Source organism: Amycolatopsis tolypomycina (genome assembly GCF_900105945.1).
Classification (GTDB): Bacteria; Actinomycetota; Actinomycetes; order Mycobacteriales; family Pseudonocardiaceae; genus Amycolatopsis; species Amycolatopsis tolypomycina.
Genome location: NZ_FNSO01000002.1, coordinates 317,641 through 341,668, shown reverse-complemented (window position 1 = coordinate 341,668; position 24,028 = coordinate 317,641). Strand labels below are relative to the sequence as shown.

Genomic DNA, 24,028 nt, shown 5'->3' with positions numbered 1-24,028 from the left:
CGGGCCCGGCGAAGGTGGTCTCACACCACCACTTCGTCAAGGAGAATCCGATGCAGAACTTCACCACCACCGCCCCGATCACCACCATCCTCGACATCCCGGCCGGCCGCGTCCGGTTCGTCGCCGCTCCTGGTTCCGACACGGCCGTCCAGGTCCTGCCCGCCGACCCGGCGAAGAGCCGCGACGTGAAGGCCGCTGCCGAGGCGTCGGTTTCCTTCGAGGACGGCGTCCTGCGGATCTCGCTCGCGGCGAAGAACCAGTACTTCGGCCCGTCCGGAGCGGTCGACGTGACGGTTTCGCTGCCCGCCGGTTCGTCGGTCGAGGCCAAGTCGGCCAGCGTCGCGCTGCGGGGCGTCGGCCGCCTCGGCGACGTGCAGGTCGAGGGCGCCCACGGCGAGGTCGTCTTCGACGAGGCCGCGAGCCTGCGCCTGAAGGCCCACGCGGGTGACGTCTCGGTGGGCCGCCTGACGGGCCCGGCGGAGATCACCACGGGCAAGGGCGACATCCGCATCGCCTCGGCATCGAGCGGCGACCTGGTGCTCAGCACCCAGGCGGGCGACATCTCGGTCGGCGCGGCCGAGGGTGTCTCGGCGTCGCTCGACGCGGGGACGACGTACGGCCGGATCCGGAACGCGCTGAAGAACGAAGGATCGCCGGCCCTGGCGATCCGGGCAACCACGTCCTACGGCGACATCGACGCCCACAGCCTGTGAGGCCGGTCCCGGAGCGCCCCAATGTGGCGTTCGGTGCGTCCAGCGCACCCAATGTGGCGTTCGGTGCGTTGGACGCAACCAACGCCACATTGGGGCGCTTGGGCCGGACCCGTCGGCGACCGAAACTGTCGGTGCCTGCCGGTAGAGTGGAAAACGGGGGGCGCCCCCGCGGGTGGGGTCAGCCGGCCCAGGTGACCGCGTGCTTCTCGAACCCGCGCACCGCCGCCACCCGGGCCGCCTCGGCTTCTGCCTCCTCGCGAACCGCCGGGCGCAGCGGGTCGAACGCCGTCAACGTCACCGTCAGCTTCGTCCCGCTGCCCTTCGTCCGCCACGTGCCCGCGATGTCGCCGTCGGCGATCAGCACCCCGGGATTGCCCAGCATCTTCCAGACTTCCTTGCGTCGCAACGGGTCCGGGACCAGCAGGGCCTTGTCGCGGGCCTGGATGAACGGGTCCAGCGGTGGCAGCAGCCGCACCAGTTCCGGCTCCGGTGGGTTCTCCAAAGCCGGCAGCCGGTCCTCCGGCAAGTACCGCGTCTTGCCTTCCACCTGCACGGGAACCAGGTCGGACGGCCACGTCCGGTCGACCACCGCCCGTGCCGTGCCCGCGAACTCCGCCGCCTCGCCCGGGGAGGCCGGGCCGTTGAGCCGCAGGTACCGCGCAACCACCGCCGTCGCCGCGGCCGGGTCCGGTGTCTTCCGCAGCCGGCCGCGGCCCTCCAGTGGCGCCAGCGTCGCCGGGGATGCCCCCGCCACCAGGCGGAGGCCGCCGAGCGGGGACGCGATGCGCATCAGCTGCTCGTGGATGTGCGTGGCGTTGCAGCCGCGGCACCAGCGGGCGAACGACGGCGGCAGGCGCCGGGTGACCGCCGTCGACACCGCACCCTTCGTCATCGGTGCCTTCACCACTTCGCGCAACGCGGCCGCCGCCGTGAACACCACTTCGGACGCCGCCAGTCCCGTGGCCGCCAGTTCCTTGCGCTGCCACAACATCCGGGCCAGCGCGTCCGCGTCGTCCAGCGGGACCAGTGCCCGGATCACCGAAGGCAGGTCCGCCGGCAGGTGGTAGTGCGGCGCGCCCCGCAGCGTCCAGGCCAGGACGAGCCCGTCCGGGGACACCGGGCCGTCGAGCCGGGCCGCGAGCGCGAGCAACGCCGTGTCGCGCATGCTGTCCTGCAGCCCGGCCCGGACGACGGCGAGGTCGGCGACGTCCCGCGCCGAACGGTGCAGGCCGTGCTCGGCGATGCGGTAGGCGAGTACCTGACGGCGGTCCACGTGCGGCTCCTAGAACGCGTACTCGAAGGTGTAGCCCACCTTGTCCTCGCCGATCGTGCCCCCGGCGGTGCCGCTGCCGGTGAGCCCGGCCAGCTCGCCGGTGCCCGAGCCGGGGACGACGGTGAACGTCGAGGCGATGCCCTTGGCGTCGAAGGTGTACTCGTGGCGGATGACGAACGTCCCTTCGCGACCCTCGACCTTACCCTCGAAACGCTCGAAGCTCGGCGACGTCGTCTCGCCGCTTTCGTACCCTTCGCCCGCGTAGTACAGCAGAAGGTCGCAGGTGGACTCGCCCTCGAGGACCCCGCTGTAGGCGAAGAGGGCGTGCGCGTACGCCACCCGCGGGCCGCTGCCCTCGGTGCCGCTGACGATCTTCTCTTCCCAGTTCTTCGTGGTGAATGCGTTCATGGGGACCACCCTGCCGGGCATACCTGTCAGCTTGTGTCAGGTATTTCTGCCAGAATTCGAGCCATGCGCGCGAGCCGTCTCCTGTCCGTCCTCCTGCTGCTGCAGAACCGCGGCCGGATGACGGCCGAGGAGCTGGCCGAAGAGCTCGAGGTCTCGGTGCGCACGGTCTATAGGGACATCGACGCGCTCTCGGCGTCCGGCGTCCCGGTGTACGCCGACCGCGGCCGGACCGGCGGCTACCGGCTGGTCGACGGCTACCGCACCCGGCTCACCGGGATGACCGAGGAAGAGGCCCAGTCGCTGTCGCTGGCCGGGCTGCCGGTGGCCGCCGCCGAGCTGGGCCTCGGCACCGTCCTGGCGGCGGCGCAGCTCAAGCTGTACGCCGCGCTGCCCGCCGAGCTGCGCGATCGCGCCGGGCGCGTCGCCGAGCGGTTCTACCTGGACGTCCCCGGCTGGCACCGGGGCATCGAAAGCCTGCCGGCGCTGTCGGCGATCGCCGACGCCGTGTGGTCGTCGCGCCGGATCCGGATCCGCTACGAACGCTGGGGACAGCGGGTCGTCGAACGGGAGCTGGAGCCGCTCGGCCTGATCCTCAAGGCGGGCAACTGGTACCTCGCGGGCCGCTGCGACGGCACCGACCGGACCTACCGGGTCTCGCGCGTGCTGGAGCTGACCGACCTCGGCGAGGTGTTCGAGCGGCCGGCCGGGTTCGACCTCGCGCGGTACTGGCAGGAGTGGTCCGAGCAGTTCGAACGCCGGATGTACCCGCGCGTCGCGGTGGTGCGCCTTTCGCCGCGCGCGCAGGCTCTCGTACCGTTCTACGGAGGTTCCGTCGGCGCCCGCGCCCTGCGCGACTGCCCGAACGAGCCCGACGCGGACGGCTGGCTCACCGTGGAGCTGCCGGTGGAGCCGGGGGAACCGGCCATCGGCGAGCTGCTGCGCTTCGGGCCGCACCTGGAGGTCCTCGAACTCGCGGACCTGCGGGCGGAGCTGGCCGAAGCGATCGAGGAGATGGGCGCGTTCTATGGGTGAGCTGAGCGGCATCGCGATCGGGGTCACGGCCGAGCGGCGGGCCGGCGAATTCATCGCGGCCCTGGAACGCTACGGCGCCGCCGTCCGGCACGCGCCGACGATCACCATCGTGCCGCTGGACACCGACCCCGAGCTGAAGGACGCCACCCTGAAGCTCGTCATGTCGCCGGTCGACATCACGGTCGTCACGACCGGCGCGGGCTTCCGCGGCTGGCTGGCGGCGGCCGAAGGCTGGGGCCTGCGGAAGCAGCTGGTGGACCACCTGCGGGAGTCGCGGATCTACGCCCGCGGGCCGAAGGCGGTCGGCGCGGTCCGCGGCGCCGGGCTCCGGGAGTTCTTCTCGGCCGAGTCGGAGTCGAACGCCGAGCTGTTCGAAGCCGTCGCGGCGGCGGGCGTCCTCGGGCAGCGGACGGCGGTCCAGCTGCACGGAACACCGCTGCCCGAGTTCACCGCCTCCCTGGTGGAGGCGGGCGCCTGGCTGACCGAGGTGCAGCCGTACCGCTGGACGTCGCCGCCGGACGTCACGCCGGTGTACGACCTGATCGACGCGGTCCTGGCGGGCGAGCTGGACGCACTGGCGTTCACCAGCGCCCCGGCCGCGGCGAACTTCCTGACGCTGGCCCGCACCTCGGGGCGCTACCCGCAGCTGCTCACCGCCCTGCGCGAAGGCCCGCTGGTGTGCGCCTGTGTCGGCCCGGTGACCGCGGCCCCGCTGGAGGAGGCGGGTGTCGCGACGCTGCAACCGGACCGCCAGCGGCTGGGCGCACTGGTGAAGCTCCTGGTCACGCGGCTCGGCAAGGAGACGGCGGAATAGATCCGCGCCGGGCGCGGAAGAGGGGTGTGCAAACAGTTCCCGAAACCCCCGCCACGGCCCGGGCGCCCGGGTCGGATCCCCCGACCGACGCGGCCCTGCTCGCCGGGACGCGAACGGACTTCGGCACCGTCTTCGACCGGCACGCCCCGGCGATCTACCGGTACTGCGCCCGGCGCGTCGGCACGGAAGCCGTCGACGACGCGGTGTCCGACACCTTCACCATCGCCTACGAGCGCCGCGGCCGGTTCGACCCCGCGCACTCCAGTGCCCTGCCGTGGCTGTACGGCATCGCCACCAACGTGCTGCGGCGCTACCGCGCCACGGAAGCCCGCCACCGCAAGCTGATCCGGCTCCACGGCGAGCCGGCGGCGGACGGCACGGCCGAGCGCGCCGTCGCCCGCGCGGACGCGGACACCGCCGTCCGGGCGCTGGCCGGCGAACTCGACAGGATCTCCCGCCGCCAGCGCGACGTGCTCTACCTGTTCGCCGCCGGCCTGACCTACGCCGACATCGCGACCGCGCTGGACATCCCCATCGGCACGGTCATGTCCCGGCTCAACCGGGCGAGAACACGGCTGCGCGCCGCCCTCCGCGAACGGGGCATCACGACCTTGGAAGGACCGGCATGACCGAGCACGACGTCGTCGACACGGCGCTGCGGTACCACCACCAGGCCGGGCCCCGGCCGCAACCCGCCGATCTGGCCCGGATCCGCGCCACGGTCCTGGCCAGGACGGCCACCGCGCGCCGGCCTGCCCGGCGGCGCACAGTGGCCGTCCTGGCCGTCGCGGCTTCGGTGGCCGTGGCCGTCGCGGCCGCCACCACGATCAGCCTGTGGCCGGAGCGCGCGCCCGTGACCCCCGCGGCGGCCCCGGCACCGGCCCGCGACACCGGGGCCGAGGCCATCACCGCGGCCGGCAGCGTGCCCGCGACCGTGGAACTGGTCGTCAAGCGGGTCGCGACCGCCCAGCCCCTCGACCTCGGCCACGGCGGCTACCTCTACACCGCGGACCGCGCCACGTCCGTGCAGTCGGCCACCGGCCCGGACGGCCCGGCCTACTACGTCACCGAAGACGTCACCGAACGGTGGAGCGTCGTGGCCGAGGGCACGGCGCCGAAGCTGGTGCGCACGACCCGCGGCCTCGGGGCGCACCCGCTCACCCCGGCGGACGGGGCGAAGCTGGCCCGGTACGGCACCGACTACACCAAGGTCACGACGGCCACCTACGACCCGGCCGCCCACCCCAAGACGGCGGAGACGCCGGCCGCGCCCGGACTCGGCAACCCCACGCCCGCGTACCTGGCGTCGCTGCCCACGGACCCCGGCCGGTTGCTGGCGGTCCTGCGGGAGTCGGTGGACGTGCCGGGCCCGGACGGCGACCGGCAGGTCTTCAAGGCGGGCACCGGCCTGGCCACCGCGGCCGACGCCCTGCTCCCGCCCGCCCTGCGTGCCGCCCTGTACCAGGCGCTCGCGATGGTGCCCGGGGTGGAGCGGATCCCCGGCCAGGTCGACCTCGCCGGGCGCGCCGGCGTCGCGATCGCCCTCACCGCCAAGGGAAAGCGCACGGAGCTCGTCATCGACCCGGAGACGTCCCGCACGCTCGGGTTCCGCATGGTGACGGCCACCGCGCTCGACGGGATGGCACCCGGCACCGTCGTCTACTCCGCCACGAAGAACCAGAAGGTCGTCGAGCGCCTGGGGGACATGTGATCACGGAAATCCTGGTGGCCGCGACCTTGGCGGTGACGCCCGGCTGGGAGGTCGTCCCGGTCACGCCGGAGCCGGGCAACCTGGTGGCGACGGCGGCGCTGTCCGCGCACGACGTCTGGGCCGCCGGGTTCACCCTGGACCGGCAGGTCGTCGACGACCGGCCGGTCGTCACGTTCCAGCCGCAGACCTGGCGCTGGACCGGCAAAGCGTGGTCGCGGGTGCCGGTCCCGCCGTCGCCCGACGGCCGGCCCGGCCGCCTGAACGCGATCGCCGCCGCGGCCCCCGGCCGGGTCTGGGCGGTGGGCGACCGGTGGCTGCCCGGCCGGACGGTCTCGCTGATCGAACGCTGGGACGGGCGGAAGTGGTCGCCCGAGCCCGCCGACGACGAGCCCGGCGTCAGCCAGCACCTGTACGGCGTGGCGGCGACGGGCGAGTCGGACGCGTGGGCGGTCGGCACGGCGGCCGACGGCGAGCACACCCGGCCGATCGCCCGGCACTGAGACGGCGTCCGCTGGACGCGCGTCGCCCTCCCGGCCGAGCTGCTCGACGCGGACCTGGCCACGGTCGCGGCGACCGGCCCGGCCGACGTGTGGGCGGCCGGCACCATCGCGGAAGGCGACGGAGTGGCGCCCCTCGTCCTGCACTGGGACGGCGTGGCGTGGCACCGGATCGCCCTGCCGTCCACGGCCACGCTGGGCTCGGCGCGGCTGGCGGCCCTCACGGTGTCGGACGGGCAGGTGTGGGCGGTGGGCAACGCGACCACCGGCGGCGTGTACGAGCGCAAGCCGCTGGCATTCCGCCTGACGACCCGGGGTGCGGTGCTCGAGCGAACCCCGGACGAGCAGGGCCAGCTCAACGCGGTGACGACGGTGGGCCGCGAGGTGTGGGCGGTCGGCTACCGGTACGACGACGCGAGGCAGCTCCACGCGTACGCCCTCCGCCGCGGAACCGACGGCCGCTGGCGGGCGGCGCCGGCACCGGACGCCGCCGGTGGCGCGCTGTATGGCATCACCCGGGTGCCGGGCAGCGGAAGGCTGTGGACCACCGGCGCGATGGACGGCCCGAACCCGGACCTCCCGACGCCGCTGGTGGCCCGGTTCCGGTAGCCGCTGCCCGGCTGGGCCCAGTGCGCCCCAATGTGGCGTTCGGTGCGTTGGACGCACCGAACGCCACATTGGGTGCGTTGGTTCGGCACTGCGGCGCGGAGCGCCTCCGTTGAGGGTGGTGGCGGGGGCATGGATGGAGCAACCAACGCCACATTGGGGCGCTTGGGGCGACCGTCAGTCCTCGTCCGCCGGCAGCTCGCCCGCCTCTGCCGCGCGGACCGCCTCGCGGCCCGCCGCTTCCTCGCTCAGCCCCTGCCGCCAGTAGCCCGTGAAGCAGATCCGTGCCTTGGCCACCTCGCGCTCGCGCACCAGGTGGCGCCGCACCGACTTCACCACGCCCGCCTCGCCGGACACCCACGCGTACGGCGTGCCGCCCGGGAACGTCGCTCCGCGCAACGCCTCCAGCAGCGCCTCGCCCAGCGGCCGTGAGCCGCGCAGCACCCAGTGGACCTCCACCGTCCCGCGCGTCTCGAACGCCTGCCGGTCCGCGCGGTCCGCCAGCTCGACGTACACCGACGCGCGCGTGCCCGCCGGGAGCTGCTCGACGATCGCGCCGATCGCCGGCAGGGCCGTCTCGTCGCCCACCAGCAGCTGCCAGTCGCTGCCGTCGGGCGGCGCGTACAGCCCGTGCGGCCCCAGGAACGCCACCCGGTCGCCCGGCCGCGCCCGCGACGCCCACGCCGAGGCCGGCCCGGAATCGCCGTGCAGCACGAAGTCGACGTCGAGCTCCGCGCGCTCCGGGCGGTGGGCCCGGAGCGTGTACGTGCGCATCGGCGGGCGGACGTCGTCCGGCATCGCCAGGTACGTGCGGTACCAGGACAGCACGTCGGAGCCGGTCTCCGGCAGCACCGGCGCCTCCTGCCCGGCCAGCGGGAAGAACACCTTGACGTACTGGTCGGGCGCCCCGGCAGGCACCTCGCGGAAGCTCTCCGCGGCGAACGTCACCCGCACCATGTGCGGCGTCAGCAGCCGGACGGCGGTCACCCGCGCCCGGTGGTACGTCAAGGCCGGGCTCTCCACCTGAGTCGTCATTAGGCGAGGCTAACCTAATCACGCCGTGTCAGAACAGTCCTTCCGGTCCGTGGTCCTCCTCTCCTTCCGGTTTCCACCGGTACTTCCGCAGGTCGACGCGCTGGCCGTCGGCCAGCACGCCTTCGGCCCGCAACCGCTCCAGCTGGTCGTGGACCAGGTGCGGAGCCGGGGTGCCGTTCGCGCGCAGGATGCGGTGCCACGGCAGGTCGTGGCCGTCTTCGGCCAGGATCGCGCCGACCATCCGCGGCGACGGCGCCCCCGCGAGGGCCGCGATGTCGCCGTACGTCGCCACCGAGCCGGCCGGCACCGACTCGATGATCTCCCGCACGCGCTCGTGCAGAACGTCGTCCATACCGACACTCTGCCGGATGGGTACGACATTTTTCGGGGGTTCGGGTGGCGGAGCCCCCGACTCGGGGCGGAGCCCCGGATGTCACCGACACTTTTCGCAACCATCCAGCGCACCGCCCGGCGCCTTCACCGAACGAACCCCCGCTAAGCCGTGCCGGTGCGCCACCCGGGGGACCCGGCGTGGTTCCATCGCGGGGTGAACGGGAGGCGAACGGCGCAGGCGGACGCGCGGCTGGTGCGCACGCCGATCACCGCCACACCCTCGTTCACCTGGGACGAAGGCGCCCGGCGCCTGCTCTCCGCACCCGGGGGGTTCCGCCGTGTGCTCGGCGGGCCGGGCACCGGCAAGACGGCGCTGCTGGCCTCGGCCGCCACCCGCCGCATCGCCGAGGGCGCCGACCCGGAGAGCGTGCTCGTGCTCACCACGTCCCGCCGGTCCGCGGACGCGCTGCGCGCCGACATCACCCGACGGCTCACCGCCGACCCCGAGCAGGCGCGGCCGCTGCCCCGGACCGTCCGCGAACCCCTGGTCCGCACCGTCCACTCCTACGCCTATTCGCTGCTGCGGCTGGAGGCGATGGCCGAGGAGCTCCCGCCGCCGCGGCTGCTCGCCGGCGCGGAGCAGGACGTCGTCGTCCGCGAACTGCTGGCCGGCGACCTCGACGAAGAAGCCGAGTACTGGCCCGAACAGCTGCGGCCCGCTCTGATGGTCCCCGGGTTCGCCGAGGAGCTGCGCGACCTGCTGATGCGCGCGGCCGAGCGCGGGCTCGGCCCGGAGGACCTCGCCGAGCTGGGCCGCCGCCGCGGCCGCGAGGAATGGCTGGCCGCCGGGCAGTTCTGGGCGCAGTACGAAGAGGTCACGCAGCTGCAGGGCGCGGGCGGCAACGCGCTCGGCGTGGCGAGCGCGCCCGCGCTGGACGCCGCCGAACTGGTCACGTCCGCGCTGCTCGCCCTGGAGGACGACGACGAGCTGCGCGAACGCGAGCGCACCCGCGTCCGGCACCTGTTCGTCGACGACGCCCACCACCTCGACCCGCTGCAGACCAGCCTGGTCCGGATGATCGGGCACACCGCGGCCGAGTTCGTCGTGGCCGGCGACCCCGACCAGAACGTGTTCTCCTTCCGCGGCGCCGACGCGAGCCTGTTCGCCGACGCGGACCCGGACGGCAGCCGGACCGTCACGCTCACCGCGGCGCACCGCCTGTCCCCGGCCGTGCGGCTGGCCGTCGCCAAGATCGGCGCGACGCTGCCGGGCGCGTCGCCGCACCGCAAGATCCTGCCCCCCAAGGGCGCCACCGGGGGGAACGTCCGCGTCCGCGTGATGCCGACCCCGGCCGCCGAAGCGAGCTGGATCGCCGACCAGCTCCGCCGCGCCCACCTCGTCGACGGCGTGCCGTGGTCGGAGATCGCGGTGCTCGTCCGCTCGCCCGCGCGGACTTTCCTCGTCCTGCAACGAGCTTTGCGCGCCGCCGGCGTCCCGATCGGGTCGGCGACCGAGGAGCTCCCGCTGGCCAAGCAGCCCGCGGTGCGGCCGCTGCTGGCCGTGCTGAAGCTCGCGCCGTCGCCCGAGCTGCTCGACGTCGACCTCGCGGAAATGCTGCTGTCGTCGGCGCTCGGCGGCGCGGATCCCCTGGCGTTGCGGCGGTTGCGGCGCGGCCTGCGCCGGCTCGAACTGGCCGGCGGCGGCCAGCGGTCGAGCGACGAGCTGCTCGTGGAGGCTTTGCGCGGCGGCGACATCCTCGCCGGGCTGGCCGACGCCGAGGCCGAGCCCGTGCGGCGCGTCGGCGGGCTGCTGCGCGTCACGCACCAGGCCGTGGCGCGCGGCGAGGGCGTCGAGCAGGTGCTGTGGCAGCTGTGGCGGGAAAGCGGGCTGCAGGACAAGCTGTTGAAGCAGGTCGAGCGCGGCGGCTCGCTGGGGGCGCAGGCCGATCGCGACCTCGACGCCGTCGTCGCGCTGTTCGACGCCGCCGGCCGGTACGTCGACCGGCTGCCGCGGGCGAGCGTTGCTTCCTTCGCGGATTACCTTGGCGCGCAACGGATCGCGGGCGACACGCTGGCGCCGGCGGCCGTGCCGTCGGACGGCGTGTCGCTGCTCACCGCGCACGCTGCCGCCGGTCGCGAATGGACGGTCGTCGCGGTTGCCGGTGTCCAGGAGGGCGCGTGGCCGGACCTGCGGCTGCGCGGGTCGGTGCTGGGTGTGGAGCGGCTCAAGGACCTGATGGCGGGCGTCGACGACGACGCCGTCTCCCAGACCGCGCCGATCCTCGCCGAGGAGCGGCGGCTGTTCTACCTCGCGCTGAGCCGCGCGAAGCGGACGCTGCTGGTCACGGCGGTGTCGGGGGAGGACGAGCAGCCGTCCCGGTTCCTCGACGACCTGGAGGAGAACGGCGCCGACGACGGCGGGCTCGACTCGCGGATGAAGCCGCCGGGCCGGTCGCTGGTGCTCGCCGAGCTGGTGGGGGAGCTGCGCGAGGTCGTCTGCGACGACAAGGCCGACCCGGCGCGGCGGCGTCGGGCGGCGAAGCAGCTGGCCCGGCTGGCCGACGCTCGCGTGCCCGGCGCGCACCCGTCGACGTGGTACGGCCTGCTGCCGGCGTCCAGCGACGAGCCGGTGCACCCGCCCGGCGACCTGATCCGGATCTCACCGTCCACAGTGGAAATTCTGACGAAGTGCCCGCTGCGCTGGATGATCGAGCGCCACGGCGGCAGCGACCCGGCCCAGCTGGCGGCGGTGACCGGGACGCTGGTGCACGGGCTCGCCCAGGCGGTCGCGTCCGGCAGCACGGACGCGGAGCTGCAGCGGGCGCTGGACGAGGCCTGGGTGCGCGTCGACGCGGGGGCGCCGTGGTTCTCGCGACGGGAGCGGCGGCGGGTCGAGCAGATGCTGCGGAACTTCACGACGTGGCTGGAGCGCAGCCGGGCGGAGCTCAAGGAAGCCGGGGTCGAGCAGGACATCGAGGTCGAGCTGCCGGTGGGGGAGTCGGACGACGTCCGGGTGCTGCTGCGCGGGCGGGTCGACCGGGTGGAGCTCGACTCCGAGGGGCGGCCGGTGATCGTGGACATCAAGACGGGGAAGGTTCCCGTGTCGGGCGCGGAGGCCGAGGCGCACCCGCAGCTGGCGGCGTACCAGCTGGCGGTGCTGCTGGGGGCGATCGAGGGCCGCACGGAGGCGGGCGGCGCGCGGCTGGTGTACGTCGCGAAGGCGAACAACAAGACGGGATCGACGGAGCGGTCCCAGCCGCCGATGGACGAGGTGGCGGGGAAGCAGTGGCTGGAGCTGGTCCAGAAGGCGGCGGCTTCGGCGGCGGGGCCGGATTACCAGGCCCAGGAGAACCCGGACTGCGACCGATGCCCGGCGCGGGGGTGCTGCCCGCTGCGCCCCGAGGGGCGGCAGGTGCCGGGGCCGTGAACTATCCGGTGAGTTCGCTCGGTGACGCGGGTCGGTGGGTGGGGGCCGAGGTTGTGAACTATCCGGTGAGTTCGTTGGCTGCGCGGCGGCGGCGGGGGAGCAGGGCGGGCGGCGGGACACCCGGTCGGGTGGTGGGCCAATGAACTATCTGGCGAGTTCGGTCTGGGCTGTGGCGGGGCGGCCGGGCGGTGGGCCAATGAACTATCTGGTGAGTTCAGCCGCCGGGTGCGAGCCAGCCAGCCAGGCGGCGCTTCGCGAGGTGTGGCCGTGAGCCCGCTCGTCGTCGCCAACCCCGTCGAGCCCGCCGAACTCGCCGATGCGCTCGGGCTGCACCGGCCGACGCCCGAGCAGGCCACCGTCATCGCCGCGCCCGTGGAACCCTCGCTCGTCGTCGCCGGGGCCGGGGCCGGGAAGACCGAAACCATGGCCGCGCGGGTCGTCTGGCTCGTCGCCAACGGCATCGTCAGCCCCGACCGCGTCCTCGGCCTCACCTTCACCCGGAAAGCCGCGCGCCAGCTCGGCGAACGCGTCCGCGCCCGGCTGCGCCGCCTCGCCGGGTCCGGCCTGCTCGACCGGCTCGACCCGACCGGCGGGCTGCGGGCCACCGTCGTCGCCGGTGAACCCACCGTCCTCACCTACCACGCCTACGCCGGGCGGCTGCTGTCCGAACACGGCCTGCGCCTGCCGGTCCAGCCCGGCGTCCGGCTGCTGTCCGAAACGAGTTCCTGGCAGATCGCGCACCGCGTGGTGTCCACTTGGGACAACGAGCTCGACACCGACCGCGTGCCGCCGACCGTCACCGCCGACCTGCTCGCCCTGGCCGGGGAGCTCGGCGAGCACCTCGTCTCCACCGAAGAGCTCGCCGAGTACACGTCGTGGCTGTGCACTGTCATCGAAAACGCCCCGCGCGCCAAGGGGCAGCGGGCCGCGCTGCCGCAGAAGCTCACCGAAATCATGGCGGCGCAACACTTCCGGCTCGCGCTGCTCCCGCTCGTCGACGACTACCACCGCCGCAAGCGCAACGAAGGCGCGCTCGACTTCGCCGACCAGATGTCCCTCGCCGCCCAGCTCGCCGGTGGGTATCCGTCCGTCGTGCGCGGCGAACGCGAGCGCTACGGCGCCGTCCTGCTCGACGAATACCAGGACACCGGGCACGCCCAGCGCGTGCTGCTGCGGGCGCTGTTCGGCGGCGTCGAGAACCCGCCGATGCCGGTCACCGCCGTCGGCGACCCGGCGCAGGCCATCTACGGCTGGCGCGGGGCCAGCGCCGCCAACCTGCCCCGCTTCACCACGGACTTCCCGCGCTTCGACGGCGAACGGCTCGTCCCCGCGCACGAGTTCGGGCTGCTGACCAGTTTCCGCAACCCGCCGGAGATCCTCGACCTCGCGAACGCGATCGCCGAACCCCTGCGCGCCCGCGGTCTCGGCGTCGAACGGCTGCGGGCGCGCGAAGGCGCCGGGCCCGCGGACATCGCGTGCGCGCTCCTGCCGGACATCCGCGCCGAGCGCGCGTGGGTCGCCGATGCCCTCGCCCGCCGCTGGTACGCCCACCAGGAAGAGGCCGGCAAGCCGCCGACCGCCGCGGTGCTCGTGCGGCGCCGCGCCGACATGGCCCCGATCGCCGCCGAACTGCGGGCGCGCGGGCTGCCGGTCGAGGTCGTCGGGCTCGGCGGCCTGCTCGACGAGCCCGAGGTCGCGGACCTCGTGTCGACGCTGAAGGTGCTCGCGGACCCGCTGTCCGGCAGCGCCGCGGCCCGGCTGCTGACCGGGGCCCGCTGGCGGCTCTCGGCCGCCGACGTCGCCGCGCTGTGGCGGCGGGCCGGCGAGCTGTCCAGTCCCGAAAAACCCGACACGCCGGAACTGGTCGTCGAGCGCGTCGAGCAGGCCGGGCTGATCGACGCCATCGACGAGCCGGGCGACCCGGCGCGGTACTCCGAAGAGGGGTTCAAGCGGATCAAGCGGATCGGCTGGGAGCTGGCCGCGTTGCGGCGGCGGCTCGACCAGTCGCTGCCGGAGCTCGTCGCCGACGTCGAACGCACGATGCTGCTGGACGTCGAATCGCTGGCCCGGCCGGGCTCCGCGGGGCGGGCGCACCTTGACGCGTTCGCCGAGGTCGTCACCGACTACGCCGAGACGGCGCCGACCGCGACCCTGCTGTCCTTTGTGGACTACCTGAACACCGCCGCGCACGCCGAGGACGGGCTCACGCCGGGCGAGGTCGAGGTCGTCCCCGACCGGGTGCAGGTGCTCACCGTGCACTCGGCGAAGGGCCTCGAGTGGGAGGTCGTCGCCGTGCCGCACCTGGTGCAGGACGTGTTCCCCGGCCGACGGCGGTCGTCGTCGTGGCTGCGGACGGCGACGTCCCTGCCGGCCAAGCTGCGCGGTGACGCCGAGGACCTGCCGACGTTGGACATCGCCGAGGGACACGACCGCAAGGAAGTCCAAGAAGGACTGGAACTGCACGAAGCCGGCTTCGTCGAGCGGGAACAGGCGGAGGAACGACGGCTCTGCTACGTCGCGCTGACGAGGTCCGAGCACGCGCTGATCGTCTCCGGGCACTGGTGGAACGAAAGCAGCAGCCGCACGAAGGGGCCGTCGGAGTTCCTGACGGAGATCGCCGACGTCCTGCGGGAGACCGGTGTCGGGCAGCTCGCCGAATGGGCGCCGGAACCCACCGAGGACGACGAAAACCCGCTGGTCTCGGACTCGCGGGCGGCGCGCTGGCCGGTCGACCCGCTGGGCGACCGCCGCACCGGCGTGCAGACCGGCGTGGAGCTGGTGAGCGAGGCGCTGGCGTCCCCCGAACCGGCCGAGGAGGAGGACGACGATCCGGACGGCTGGGTGACCGACACCGACGTCCTGCTGGAGGAGTGGGCGCGCAAGGACGACCACGTCAAGCGGGTGCCGCTGCCCTCGCGGCTTTCGGTGAGCCAGCTGGTCGCCCTGGCCGACGACGCCGGCCGCCTCGCCGCGGACCTGCGCCGGCCGCTCCCGGTGGAGCCCAACAGCTTCGCCCGCCGCGGCACCGAGTTCCACGGCTGGCTGGAACGCCGGTTCGCGGGCGACCAGCTGATCGAGATCGACGACCTCCCGGGCGCGGCCGACTTCGGCGAGGCCCCCGACGCGGACTTCGAGGAACTGCAGACGGAGTTCGAGAAGAGCGAGTGGGCGGCGCGGGTCCCGGTGGCGGTGGAGGTGACGTTCTCGGCCGACGTCGAAGGCATCACCCTGCGCGGCCGCATGGACGCGGTCTTCGCCGACCCCGACGGCGGCTGGACGGTGGTCGACTGGAAGACCGGCGCGGTCCCGCCGGAGTCCCGCATCCCGGCGCTGTCTGTCCAGCTGGCGGCGTACCGGATGGCGTGGGCGGCGTTGAAGAACGTCCCGGTCGAGCAGGTCCGCGCGGCGTTCCACTACGTCCGCGCGAACCGCACGGTCCGGCCGGCGGACCTGCTGGACCCGGAAGGCCTCCGCAGCCTCCTCCGCGACCTCCCCGAGGCGTGACCAGAGAGTCGACACGCGTGATTGAGAAGCCGACACGCGTGATTGGCGGGTCGACACGCCGGGACTTGGGTCCGGCGCCGTGTCGACCCTTCAATCACGAGAGTGGAGTTGCCCCGTGGGGCCGGACACCTTGATTCCAGACAGTGGTCTGGAGGGAGGATGTCCTGATGTCTTCCAGGTCGAAGTATCCGGAGCAGTTCCGACGGGACGCGGTCGAGCTGGTCAACTCGAGTGACCGGCCGTTGCGGCAGATCGCCCGCGAACTAGGGGTCAACCACGAGACCCTGCGGGCGTGGGTCAACACCGCCAAGCAGGCCGCGGAGGCCGGGCCGCCGGCAGAAGACCCGGCGGAGGCCCTGGAGGTGACGCGGTTGCGGAAGCAGGTCGCTGAGCTGCAGAAAGAGAAGGAGATCCTGCGGAAAGCGGCCGCCTATTTTGCGCGCGAGATGGATCGATGATCTACCGCTACCGGTTCATCTCCGAACACCGCGCCATCTACGGCGTCAAGCGGTTGTGCCAGGTCCTGGGCCTGCGCCGGCAAGGCTTCCACGAATGGGTCGCCGCCGAAGCAGCCCGGATCCGCCGGGCGGAGGCCGAGGCCGAACTGGTCCGGCTGATCACCGAGATCCATGCCGAACACCAGGGTGCCTACGGCGTCCCGCGGATCACCGCCGAACTGCACCGCCGCGGGATCGTGGTGAACCACAAGCGGGTCGAGCGGCTCATGCGCGCACACGACCTGGCCGGGATCACCCGCCGCAAACGCCGAGCGTTGACCCGGCCTGCGGCCGGCCCGGTCACCCCAGCACAGGACCTGATCCGCCGCGACTTCACCGCCGAGAAACCCGGGACACGGCTGGTCGGGGACATCACCTGCCTGCCCACCTTCGAGGGCTGGCTCTACCTGGCCACCGTCATCGACCTGCACACCCGGGAGGTCATCGGCCACGCCATGGCCGACCACATGCGCACCGACCTCGTCTGCGACGCCATCGACCTCGCGACCGCCCGCGGCCTCATCCAGCCCGACGCGGTGTTCCACTCCGACCGCGGAGTCCAATACACGAGCAGCCAGTTCCGGGCCGCCCTCGCCGAGCACCGGATCCGCCCGTCGGTCGGGCGGGTGGGGTCCTGCTACGACAACGCCGTCGCCGAAGCCTTCTTCGCCACCCTGAAGACCGAAATCGGTGTCTCGATCTGGCGCACCCGCGCCGAGGCGCGCCAGGACGTGTTCACCTGGCTGCACTACTACAACCACAACCGGCTGCACTCAACGGTCGGCCAGAACACCCCAGCCGAAGCCCGAATCAACTATCGTCAGGCCTCAGCTGCCTGAAAACCCCGTGTCCGCCTCACCGGGGCAACTCCAAGAGTTGACCCTTCAATCACGCGTGTCGACCGCCTGATCACGCGTTACGCGTTGTCGCGGACCTTCAGGGCCCAGGCGATCAGCGGCCACTGCAGCGGGAGGCGGGCCCAGGCGATCGCGCGCTGCGGCGTGGAGCGGGCGTCCACCGCCATCTTCACGTTGCCCGGGAACACGCCCAGGAACAACAGCGCCGCCGCCAGGCCGCCGAGCCGGCGGGTGCGGGGTGCCGCCACCGCGGCCGCGACCGCCAGCTCCGCCACGCCCGAGCCGTACGTCCACGCCCGGCGGGACCCGGGCAGCGCGGCCGGGATCAGGCCGTCGAACGGCTTCGGTACCGCGAAGTGCAGGACGCCCATGAAGCCCAGCGCGCCCGCCAACAGGTGCGCGGGCCGTTGCGAGGTTGCCATGAACTCATCGTTTCACGCGGCGGCGCGGTGTCCGGTTCGGCTATCCTCCGGGCGTGAGTGACGCTCGACACGAGCCAGCATGAAGGCCCTCAGACGATTGCCGCTGGGCAGTCTCACCGATCGGCCCGATCACGAGCTCGTCGGCATCCTGCGGATGCCCGAGCTGACGATCAGCCCGCTCCGCTCGATCGTCAAGCGGATCATCGGTGCGACGCTCGCGCTGCTGGCCACGGTGATCATCGTCTACCTCGACCGCGACGGCTACCGCGACGCCAACGGTGACGGCCTCTCCCTGCTGGACAGCCTGTACTACGCCACCGTCTCGCTCTCGACGACCGGCTACGGCGACATCGCGCCGGCCACGTCGTCCGCCCGGCTGGTAAACGTCCTGGTGATCACCCCGCTGCGGGTGCTCTTCCTCATCGTCCTGGTCGGGACCACCCTCGAGGTGCTCACCGAGCGCTCCCGCCAGGCGTTCAAGATCCAGAAGTGGAGGACGAAGGTGCGCGACCACACGGTCGTCGTCGGGTTCGGCACCAAGGGCCGGTCCGCCGTCAACGCGCTGCTCGGCGACGAGAACATCGCCCCGGGCCAGATCGTCGTCGTCGACACCGACCAGCAGGCCCTCGACGCGGCCAGCGCGCTCGGCCTCGTCGCCGTGCACGGCTCGGCCACCCGGTCCGACGTGCTGCGCGTGGCCGCGGTGCAGCACGCGCGCGCGGTCGTGGTCGCCCCGAACCGGGACGACACGGCGGTGCTCGTCACGCTCACCGCCCGCGAGCTGGCCCCGAAGGCGCACATCGTCGCGTCGGTGCGGGAGGCGGAGAACGTCCACCTGCTCAAGCAGTCCGGTGCCAACCAGGTCGTCGTCTCCAGCGAGACGGCCGGGCGGCTGCTCGGCATGGCGACGTCGACGCCGCTGGTCGTCGACATCATGGAGGACCTGCTGACGCCCGAGTCCGGCCTGGCGATCGCCGAGCGGGCGGTCGAACCGTCCGAAGAGGGCGGCTCGCCGCGGCACCTGGGCGACCTCGTGCTCGGCCTGGTCCGCGACGGCGTCCTCTACCGCATCGACGCCCCGCAGGCCGACGCCATCGAGCCGGGCGACAAGCTGCTGTACGTCAAGAAGGTGACGCAGGCGGAGAAGATCGAGCGCTGACCAGGGCGCCTGGGTTTTGGCAGCGGGATCTGGAACCATGGCCGGGTGCCCCCGCGATCCCTCGCCCTGAAGTGGCCCACGGTGGCGATCCCCGCCGCGGCGGGCGTGCTCGTCGTGCTGCTCGCCTGGCTGGCCGGGCCCGGGCTGCTCGGGATCGGCAACGACAATCTCGGCGCGCCGGTGCAGGCGGAGGTCACCAAGCCGGCGCCGTGCGGGGGCACGGACGCGAAGGAGACCGTGAGGTTCACGGTCACCGGCAAGACCCGCGAGGGCACCCTCGACGGCTGCGGGCACGGCCAGGGCGAACGCATCGAGGTCGCCGTCCCGGAGACGCTGCCGGACCAGGGCCCGGTCGCCGTCGCCCTCGCCGACACGTCGATGGGCTCGTCGGACGCCCGGCGCCCGCTGGGCCTGGCCCTGCTGGTCTTCGCGTGCTTCTCCGGCGGGATGTTCGTCTACCTCTGGCTCAGCATCCCGCTGCGACCCAAGACAGCCGGCCCGCGAACCGCTAGCTGACCTCGGACGACGGCGCCGCGAAGGTGTTGCAGTCGGCGATCCGGTTGCTCGTCGCGCCCGCCCGCCACCAGGCCGCGTAGTGGGCGTTGGTCCCGTGGTCGTGACTGCGGGACGTGTTGTCGCCGCGGGTCTCCTGGTCGTTCCAGGCCTTGTTGTACATGTCGCGGGTGATCGTGCCGCCCTGGTCGACGTGCGCGCCGAGGAACATGCCCGAGAAGCACTGGGCCTGCAGTTCCTTGCGCCGCGACATTTCGAGCCCGGCCGGGCTGTTCTGGCCGGCCTCGTAGATCTTCTGCCAGGCCGCGTCCATCAGCCCGGCGACCTCCTGCACGTGGTGGCCGTACTCGTGGGCGAACAGGGCGAGGTAGACGCCGGGGTTGTTGCCGTACTGGTCGGTCTGCAGGCCGCGGAACGGGACGTACAGGTTGTTTTCGCAGTAGTACGCGGCCGTCGCGATGCCGACCTGGATGGTGCCGCACTCGGTCTCGAAGCTCGCGCCGGTCGGGAAGTGCAGCGACGGCGGCGTGAACGGCAGGCGGTAGGCCTCGAGGAACGGGCCCCACGCGGCGTCGAGGCACTTGCTGGCCGCGGTGAAGAACGCTTCCGCACCCGCCTGCGTGCTCTGCCAGGCCGGCAGCGTGCAGACGCGGTTCTGCAGGCCGGCGTTCGGGTCCTGCAGGATCGGGTGGTCGGCGAGCTTGAGGACCTTCTGCGGGCCGGTCGCGCTGGGCTCGGACGGCTCGGTCGCCGGGTTCGACGCCGAAGCCGGGGCACCGGCGCCGCCGGGCGGCAGGGGTGCGGGGCTGTCCTGCGACGACGGTGCGTCACGGAAGTTGGGGTTGGCGAGCGGGGTGTTGTCGCGGTTGAGGGCCACGATCGCGACCAGCCCGAGCACCAGCACGGCCACCGCACCCAGGCAGACGCCGATCACCGCCGCCGGCGAACGGCGCTTCGGCGCGGACACGGTGTGCGGGCGGCCCAGCCACGGGAGATCCGGTTGCGCATCCGGCACCGGCGGCGGCTGGACGGTCCCGCGAGGCGGTTCCTGGCCGGGGGGCGGTTGCGTCACTAGGCAGTCCCGAAGGGTCTCGGTACGGACCGGGGGTACCCGATCCCGCCATTCAGCATATCGGGGGAATGGGGCGTCTCGCACCCGTCCGTGCGCGCGGTGTCACGGCGCACCGACGTCACCCCAGGTCTGGCCGGGTGCCAGCGGCTCTGAGAGAGTGTCGTCAAGCAGGTACTGCAGGCGAGGGGCTTCGATGACAGACACCGGTGGCGCGCCCGGCGGCGAGGGCGCCGACACGCCGACTCCGAGCCAGGGCGTGCCCCAGGCTGCCGCCCCCGGATCGGGTGAGCCGAAGCGGCCCGAAGATCACGCCGCGTCACCGGCGACGCCGCCGCGGGGCTGGCAGGCGCCGGACGCGCAGGCCACGCCGGCCACGCCGCCCCCGGGCTGGCAGCACGGGCCCACCTACCAGCCGGACGCGCTGCCGCCGTTCACCGGCCAGCAGCCGCAGTACCAGCAGTACCAGCCGCCGCGCTGGAACCCGAACGGGCTCGGCAAGCCGGGCGTGATCGCGCTGCGGCCGCTCAACATCGGCGACATCCTCGACGGCGCGATCACCGCGATCCGCCGGCACGCGCTGCTCGTGCTCGGCATCGGCGCGGTCGCGGCGGTGCTCACCGCCGCGATCTCGTTCGTCCTGCAGAAGTACGTCCTCACGGACCTGGCGGGCTTCGCCACGACGGTCGAGCTCGGCCCGGCGGCGACCGAGGAGGAGCTCCGCAACGCCCTCTTCGGCACGTTCGGCGACCTGTTCCTCGTTCTGATCTCCTCGTCGCTGATCACGACGTTCCTGCTGACGGTCACCACCGGCCTGATGGCCGCGGTGATGGGCCGCGCCGCGCTGGGCCGCGAGGTCAGCTTCGGCATCGCCTGGCGCGAGGTGCAGCCGCGGCTGCTGCCGCTGCTCGGCGTCGCGTTCGTCTACTCGCTCCTGAGCACGATCGGCGTGATGCTCTGCATCATCCCTGGCGTGCTCGCCTGGGTGTTCTGGGCGCTGGCCGCGCCGGCGCTGGTGCTCGAGCGCGGGACGTTCCGGACGGCGTTCGCGCGGTCGGTCAAGCTGGTCTCCGGCGCGTTCTGGCGGGTGCTCGGCGTGCTGCTGCTGGCCAAGATCATCGAGGGGTTCTTCCAGAACATCGTCTCGCTGCCGTTCACCATCGGCACCGGCGTGTTCAGCCAGATGTTCAACCCGGGCAAGGTGACCGTGCCGAGCACCGGCGACCTGCTGCTGGCGTCGGCCGGGCAGATCATCGCCGGCACCATCTCGATCCCGTTCGTCGCGCTGGTCACCGTGATCGTCTACCTCGACCAGCGGATGCGCCGCGAAGGCATGGACATCGAGCTGGCCCGCGCCGCGGGGGTCCAGCCGCCGCAGGCGTGGTGACGTTCCGGCTCACCGACGTCCCGGTCGACATCGACCGGGACGCGGCCCGGCGCGCGGCCGAAGAGGAGCTGTCGGACCCGAAGTACCGGGACGCCCGGCCGAGCTTCCTGCAGGAGATCGGCCAGTGGCTGGGGGAGCAGCTGGAAAGGCTGCTGAACAGCCTGTCCTCGGACGTCCCCGGCGGGATCTTCGGCGTGCTGCTGGTCCTCGCGCTGCTGATCGTGCTCGTCGTGGTGATCCGGCTGCGCACCGGCAAGGTCGCCCGCGCGGCGCGGGCCGACCGCGTCGTCTTCGGCGGGCAGCGCAAGAACGCGGACGACTACCGCCGGTCGGCCGCCGAAGCCGCCGCCGCGGGCCGGTTCGACGACGCCGTCCGCGACCGCTTCCGCGCCGTCGTGCGGGCCCTGGAGGAACGCGCGCTGCTCGACGTCCGCTCCGGCCGGACGGCGGACGAGGCCGCCGCCGAGGCCGGGGTGCTGCTGCCGAACGTCGCGGACGAACTGCGGCAGGGCGCGCGGCTCTTCGACGACGTCCACTACGGCGGCCGCGAAGGCACCGAAGCGGCGTACCAGGCGCTGACCGAACTCGACGAACGCTGCCGCCGTGAGCGTCCGGTCGCCATGGCGGCCTCGTGAGCAGCACCGCCGACGTGCTCTTTCCCGCGGAGGCGGCATGACCACGGTTTCGCCGGACCTGCGCCGGATCTGGCGCGGCGCGCGGGTTCCCCTCGCGTTGCTCGCCCTGATCTTCCTCGCCGGTGCCCTGCTCCTGCTCGGCCGCGGTGAACAGGCCTACGGCGCGCTCGAACCCGGCTCGTACGAACAGGGTGGCGCGCACGCCCTCGCGGAACTGCTGGCGGACCAGGGCGTCGACGTCCGGGTCGCGCACACGATCGCCGAAGCGGACGCCGCGGTCGGCGACGACGCGACACTGCTGGTGACCGCCCCGGACCTGGCCCCCGCCAAGAGGTTCGACGCGCTGCGGGAACGCGCGGCCGACGTCGTCCTCGTGACGCCGGGGGAGGCGACGCTGCGGGATTCGCTGCCCCTGGTGCACCCCGCCGGGCGCAGCGACGTCGGCACCCTGAAGCCGCAGTGCACGGTCGCCGCGGCGGTCGCGGCGGGCGAGGCCACCCTCGGCGGGATCGGCTACGCCTCGCCGGGCGCGCGCTCGTGCTACCCCGGCGAGGACGGCGGCGGCACGATGCTGCAGCTCGCCGAGGGCGACCGCACGACGACGCTGCTCGGCACGCCGGCGCCGCTGACCAACGCGCGGCTCGCCGAACAGGGCAACGCGGCGCTGGCGCTGCGCCTGCTCGGCGCGCACCCGAAGCTCGTCTGGTACCTGCCGACGACGTCGGACCCGGCGCTGGACGACTCCCGCCGGTCGATCTTCGACCTGATCCCGGACGGCTGGTACTACGGCGCCGCGCAGGCGTTCGTCGCGGTGGCCCTGCTGGCGCTGTGGCGGGCCCGCCGGCTCGGCCCGGTCGTCACCGAGCCGCTGCCGATCGTCGTCCGCGCGGCCGAAACGGCGGAGGGCCGCGCCCGGCTGTACCGGCGGGCGAAGGCCGCCGGGCACGCGGGTGAGACGCTGCGGGAAGCGACGCGTGACCGGCTGCGGACCACGCTCGGGCTGCCGCGCGACGCCGACGCGCAGGCACTGGTGGCGTCGGTGAGCACGCGGACCGGCCGGCCGGCGAACGACGTCGGCGCGGTCCTCTACGGCCCGCCGGTGCCGGACGACCCCGCGCTGGTCCGGCTGGCGGACGATCTGGACAGGGTGGAACGAGAGGCAGGGCGAACTTGACCAGCGAGAATGCGACGGGGGCCCGGGACGCGCTGATCGCGTTGCGCGCCGAGGTCGGCAAGGCCGTCGTCGGCAACGAAGCCGCGGTCACCGGGCTGATCCTGGCGCTGCTCTGCCGGGGGCACGTGCTGCTCGAAGGCGTCCCGGGCGTGGCGAAGACGCTGCTGGTGCGGGCGCTGGCCGCGGCACTGGACCTGGAGACCACGCGGGTGCAGTTCACGCCGGACCTGATGCCCGGCGACGTCACCGGCTCGATCGTCTACGACGCGCACAGCGGCGAGTTCTCCTTCCGCGAGGGGCCGGTGTTCACGAACCTGCTGCTCGCCGACGAGATCAACCGGACGCCGCCGAAGACGCAGTCGTCGCTGCTGGAGGCGATGGAGGAGCGGCAGGTCTCGATCGACGGCAAGTCGCGGCCGTTGCCCGACCCGTTCATCGTGATCGCCACCCAGAACCCGGTGGAGTACGAGGGCACCTACCCGCTGCCGGAGGCGCAGCTGGACCGGTTCCTGCTCAAGCTGACCATGCCGGCGCCCTCGCGCGAGGACGAGATCGGCATCCTGTGGCGGCACGCGCAGGGCTTCGACCCGCGCAACCTCGCGGCGGCGGGCCTCAAGGCCGTGGCCGGTGCTCCCGAGCTGGCCGCCGCCCGGGAAGCCGTGGCCCGCGTGACGATCGGGCCCGAGGTGATCGGGTACGTGGTCGACCTGTGCCGGGCGACGCGGTCGCTGCCGTCGGTGCGGATCGGCGTTTCCCCGCGTGGCGCCACGGCGTTGCTCGCGGTGACCCGGGCCTGGGCGTGGCTCGCCGGCCGCGACTACGCGACCCCCGACGACGTCAAGGCCCTCGCCCGGCCCGCGCTGCGGCACCGCCTGGACGTGCGGCCGGAGGCGGAGCTCGAGGGCGTCACCGCGGACGGCGTGCTGGACCGCGTGCTCGCGTCCGTGCCCGTGCCGCGCTGA

At 73.4% G+C, this 24,028-nt stretch carries 23 protein-coding genes; 17 read left to right on the top strand and 6 right to left on the bottom strand.

Translation table 11 applies throughout. From position 1 onward, the window contains the following. Positions 1 to 50: 50 nt before the first annotated feature. Complete coding sequence (locus BLW76_RS03090) at positions 51 to 713, top strand: DUF4097 family beta strand repeat-containing protein (RefSeq protein ID WP_091304331.1); 663 nt, start codon at positions 51 to 53, stop codon at positions 711 to 713. A 178-nt stretch (positions 714 to 891) separates the two neighbouring features. Here the strand turns inward: BLW76_RS03090 and BLW76_RS03085 are convergent, their stop codons facing one another. Together BLW76_RS03085 and BLW76_RS03080 are read right to left on the bottom strand one after the other, a co-directional pair. Further along, the gene (locus BLW76_RS03085; protein ID WP_091304330.1) at positions 892 to 1,986 is read right to left on the bottom strand and encodes a DNA glycosylase AlkZ-like family protein; all 1,095 of its coding nucleotides are present in this window, start codon (positions 1,984 to 1,986) and stop codon (positions 892 to 894) included. A gap of 9 nt (positions 1,987 to 1,995) precedes the next feature. After that, positions 1,996 to 2,394 carry a DUF3224 domain-containing protein gene (locus tag BLW76_RS03080; protein ID WP_167384443.1) on the bottom strand — a complete coding sequence of 133 codons (399 nt, stop codon included), beginning with the start codon at positions 2,392 to 2,394 and terminating at the stop codon, positions 1,996 to 1,998. A 63-nt stretch (positions 2,395 to 2,457) separates the two neighbouring features. Here BLW76_RS03080 and BLW76_RS03075 point away from each other — a divergent pair, with 63 nt between their 5' ends. The 6 genes from BLW76_RS03075 (at position 2,458) to BLW76_RS03050 (ending at position 7,057) form a co-directional block, all read left to right on the top strand. Continuing rightward, positions 2,458 to 3,426: a helix-turn-helix transcriptional regulator gene (locus BLW76_RS03075; RefSeq protein WP_091304328.1), complete on the top strand. Its 969-nt coding sequence runs from the start codon at positions 2,458 to 2,460 to the stop codon at positions 3,424 to 3,426. Continuing rightward, a complete protein-coding gene (locus tag BLW76_RS03070) occupies positions 3,419 to 4,240 on the top strand; it encodes a uroporphyrinogen-III synthase (RefSeq protein ID WP_091304327.1) in 822 nt (273 codons plus the stop codon). Before BLW76_RS03075 ends, BLW76_RS03070 begins: the two co-directional genes overlap by 8 nt. A gap of 26 nt (positions 4,241 to 4,266) precedes the next feature. Continuing rightward, positions 4,267 to 4,869: an RNA polymerase sigma factor gene (locus BLW76_RS03065; protein WP_091304326.1), complete on the top strand. Its 603-nt coding sequence runs from the start codon at positions 4,267 to 4,269 to the stop codon at positions 4,867 to 4,869. Then, on the top strand, positions 4,866 to 5,951 hold the full coding sequence (locus BLW76_RS03060) for a CU044_5270 family protein (protein ID WP_091304325.1): 1,086 nt from the start codon (positions 4,866 to 4,868) through the stop codon (positions 5,949 to 5,951). Before BLW76_RS03065 ends, BLW76_RS03060 begins: the two co-directional genes overlap by 4 nt. Beyond that, the gene (locus BLW76_RS03055) at positions 5,948 to 6,451 is read left to right on the top strand and encodes a hypothetical protein (RefSeq protein WP_091304324.1); all 504 of its coding nucleotides are present in this window, start codon (positions 5,948 to 5,950) and stop codon (positions 6,449 to 6,451) included. The genes BLW76_RS03060 and BLW76_RS03055 overlap by 4 nt, the downstream gene beginning before the upstream one ends. Positions 6,452 to 6,574: 123 nt before the next feature. Then, a complete protein-coding gene (locus BLW76_RS03050) occupies positions 6,575 to 7,057 on the top strand; it encodes a hypothetical protein (protein WP_143060534.1) in 483 nt (160 codons plus the stop codon). Between the two features lie 174 nt (positions 7,058 to 7,231). Here BLW76_RS03050 and BLW76_RS03045 read toward each other — a convergent pair whose 3' ends face one another. Both BLW76_RS03045 and BLW76_RS03040 read right to left on the bottom strand, forming a co-directional pair. Then, positions 7,232 to 8,089 carry a siderophore-interacting protein gene (locus BLW76_RS03045; protein WP_091304322.1) on the bottom strand — a complete coding sequence of 286 codons (858 nt, stop codon included), beginning with the start codon at positions 8,087 to 8,089 and terminating at the stop codon, positions 7,232 to 7,234. A 28-nt stretch (positions 8,090 to 8,117) separates the two neighbouring features. Next, positions 8,118 to 8,441, bottom strand: a complete 324-nt coding sequence (locus BLW76_RS03040; protein WP_091304321.1) for an MGMT family protein — start codon at positions 8,439 to 8,441, stop codon at positions 8,118 to 8,120. A 234-nt stretch (positions 8,442 to 8,675) separates the two neighbouring features. On the opposite strand from BLW76_RS03040, the gene BLW76_RS03035 reads away from it, so the two are divergent. The 4 genes from BLW76_RS03035 to BLW76_RS03020 all read left to right on the top strand — a co-directional run bounded on the left by BLW76_RS03035 (position 8,676) and on the right by BLW76_RS03020 (position 16,689). Then, complete coding sequence (locus BLW76_RS03035; protein ID WP_091304732.1) at positions 8,676 to 11,849, top strand: ATP-dependent helicase; 3,174 nt, start codon at positions 8,676 to 8,678, stop codon at positions 11,847 to 11,849. Between the two features lie 267 nt (positions 11,850 to 12,116). Next, positions 12,117 to 15,353, top strand: coding sequence for an ATP-dependent helicase (locus BLW76_RS03030; protein WP_091304320.1), 3,237 nt, complete (start codon positions 12,117 to 12,119; stop codon positions 15,351 to 15,353). 167 nt (positions 15,354 to 15,520) lie between these two features. Beyond that, positions 15,521 to 15,811: a transposase gene (locus BLW76_RS03025; protein WP_091304319.1), complete on the top strand. Its 291-nt coding sequence runs from the start codon at positions 15,521 to 15,523 to the stop codon at positions 15,809 to 15,811. After that, positions 15,808 to 16,689: an IS3 family transposase gene (locus tag BLW76_RS03020; protein WP_091304318.1), complete on the top strand. Its 882-nt coding sequence runs from the start codon at positions 15,808 to 15,810 to the stop codon at positions 16,687 to 16,689. The genes BLW76_RS03025 and BLW76_RS03020 overlap by 4 nt, the downstream gene beginning before the upstream one ends. A 77-nt stretch (positions 16,690 to 16,766) precedes the next feature. On the opposite strand, the gene BLW76_RS03015 is transcribed toward BLW76_RS03020, so the two are convergent. Beyond that, positions 16,767 to 17,129 (bottom strand): DoxX family protein, encoded by a 363-nt coding sequence (locus tag BLW76_RS03015; RefSeq protein ID WP_091304317.1) that lies wholly within the window; start codon positions 17,127 to 17,129, stop codon positions 16,767 to 16,769. 79 nt (positions 17,130 to 17,208) lie between these two features. Between BLW76_RS03015 and BLW76_RS03010 the strand changes: the two genes are divergently transcribed. Next, positions 17,209 to 18,288: a potassium channel family protein gene (locus tag BLW76_RS03010; RefSeq protein WP_091304316.1), complete on the top strand. Its 1,080-nt coding sequence runs from the start codon at positions 17,209 to 17,211 to the stop codon at positions 18,286 to 18,288. A gap of 81 nt (positions 18,289 to 18,369) precedes the next feature. Further along, on the top strand, positions 18,370 to 18,804 hold the full coding sequence (locus tag BLW76_RS03005) for a hypothetical protein (protein WP_091304315.1): 435 nt from the start codon (positions 18,370 to 18,372) through the stop codon (positions 18,802 to 18,804). Here the strand turns inward: BLW76_RS03005 and BLW76_RS03000 are convergent. Beyond that, positions 18,797 to 19,816: a neutral zinc metallopeptidase gene (locus BLW76_RS03000; protein ID WP_091304314.1), complete on the bottom strand. Its 1,020-nt coding sequence runs from the start codon at positions 19,814 to 19,816 to the stop codon at positions 18,797 to 18,799. The genes BLW76_RS03005 and BLW76_RS03000 overlap by 8 nt on opposite strands. A 250-nt stretch (positions 19,817 to 20,066) precedes the next feature. Between BLW76_RS03000 and BLW76_RS02995 the strand changes: the two genes are divergently transcribed. From BLW76_RS02995 to BLW76_RS02980, 4 genes are read left to right on the top strand one after another with little or no spacing between them, the layout of a single operon-like run. Beyond that, positions 20,067 to 21,257 (top strand): hypothetical protein, encoded by a 1,191-nt coding sequence (locus BLW76_RS02995; RefSeq protein WP_091304313.1) that lies wholly within the window; start codon positions 20,067 to 20,069, stop codon positions 21,255 to 21,257. After that, positions 21,251 to 21,892, top strand: coding sequence for a DUF4129 domain-containing protein (locus BLW76_RS02990; RefSeq protein ID WP_091304312.1), 642 nt, complete (start codon positions 21,251 to 21,253; stop codon positions 21,890 to 21,892). The genes BLW76_RS02995 and BLW76_RS02990 overlap by 7 nt, the downstream gene beginning before the upstream one ends. A 37-nt stretch (positions 21,893 to 21,929) precedes the next feature. Further along, a complete protein-coding gene (locus BLW76_RS02985) occupies positions 21,930 to 23,066 on the top strand; it encodes a DUF4350 domain-containing protein (RefSeq protein ID WP_091304311.1) in 1,137 nt (378 codons plus the stop codon). After that, a complete protein-coding gene (locus BLW76_RS02980; RefSeq protein WP_091304310.1) occupies positions 23,063 to 24,028 on the top strand; it encodes an AAA family ATPase in 966 nt (321 codons plus the stop codon). The genes BLW76_RS02985 and BLW76_RS02980 overlap by 4 nt, the downstream gene beginning before the upstream one ends.

Coding starts and splice junctions, on each gene's coding strand:
- BLW76_RS03090 (WP_091304331.1), top strand. CDS start 51: ATGCAGAACTTCACCACCACCGCCCCGATCACCACCATCCTCGACATC.
- BLW76_RS03080 (WP_167384443.1), bottom strand. CDS start 2,394: ATGAACGCATTCACCACGAAGAACTGGGAAGAGAAGATCGTCAGCGGC.
- BLW76_RS03075 (WP_091304328.1), top strand. CDS start 2,458: ATGCGCGCGAGCCGTCTCCTGTCCGTCCTCCTGCTGCTGCAGAACCGC.
- BLW76_RS03070 (WP_091304327.1), top strand. CDS start 3,419: ATGGGTGAGCTGAGCGGCATCGCGATCGGGGTCACGGCCGAGCGGCGG.
- BLW76_RS03060 (WP_091304325.1), top strand. CDS start 4,866: ATGACCGAGCACGACGTCGTCGACACGGCGCTGCGGTACCACCACCAG.
- BLW76_RS03045 (WP_091304322.1), bottom strand. CDS start 8,089: ATGACGACTCAGGTGGAGAGCCCGGCCTTGACGTACCACCGGGCGCGG.
- BLW76_RS03040 (WP_091304321.1), bottom strand. CDS start 8,441: ATGGACGACGTTCTGCACGAGCGCGTGCGGGAGATCATCGAGTCGGTG.
- BLW76_RS03025 (WP_091304319.1), top strand. CDS start 15,521: ATGTCTTCCAGGTCGAAGTATCCGGAGCAGTTCCGACGGGACGCGGTC.
- BLW76_RS03020 (WP_091304318.1), top strand. CDS start 15,808: ATGATCTACCGCTACCGGTTCATCTCCGAACACCGCGCCATCTACGGC.
- BLW76_RS03015 (WP_091304317.1), bottom strand. CDS start 17,129: ATGGCAACCTCGCAACGGCCCGCGCACCTGTTGGCGGGCGCGCTGGGC.
- BLW76_RS03010 (WP_091304316.1), top strand. CDS start 17,209: ATGAAGGCCCTCAGACGATTGCCGCTGGGCAGTCTCACCGATCGGCCC.
- BLW76_RS02995 (WP_091304313.1), top strand. CDS start 20,067: ATGACAGACACCGGTGGCGCGCCCGGCGGCGAGGGCGCCGACACGCCG.
- BLW76_RS02985 (WP_091304311.1), top strand. CDS start 21,930: ATGACCACGGTTTCGCCGGACCTGCGCCGGATCTGGCGCGGCGCGCGG.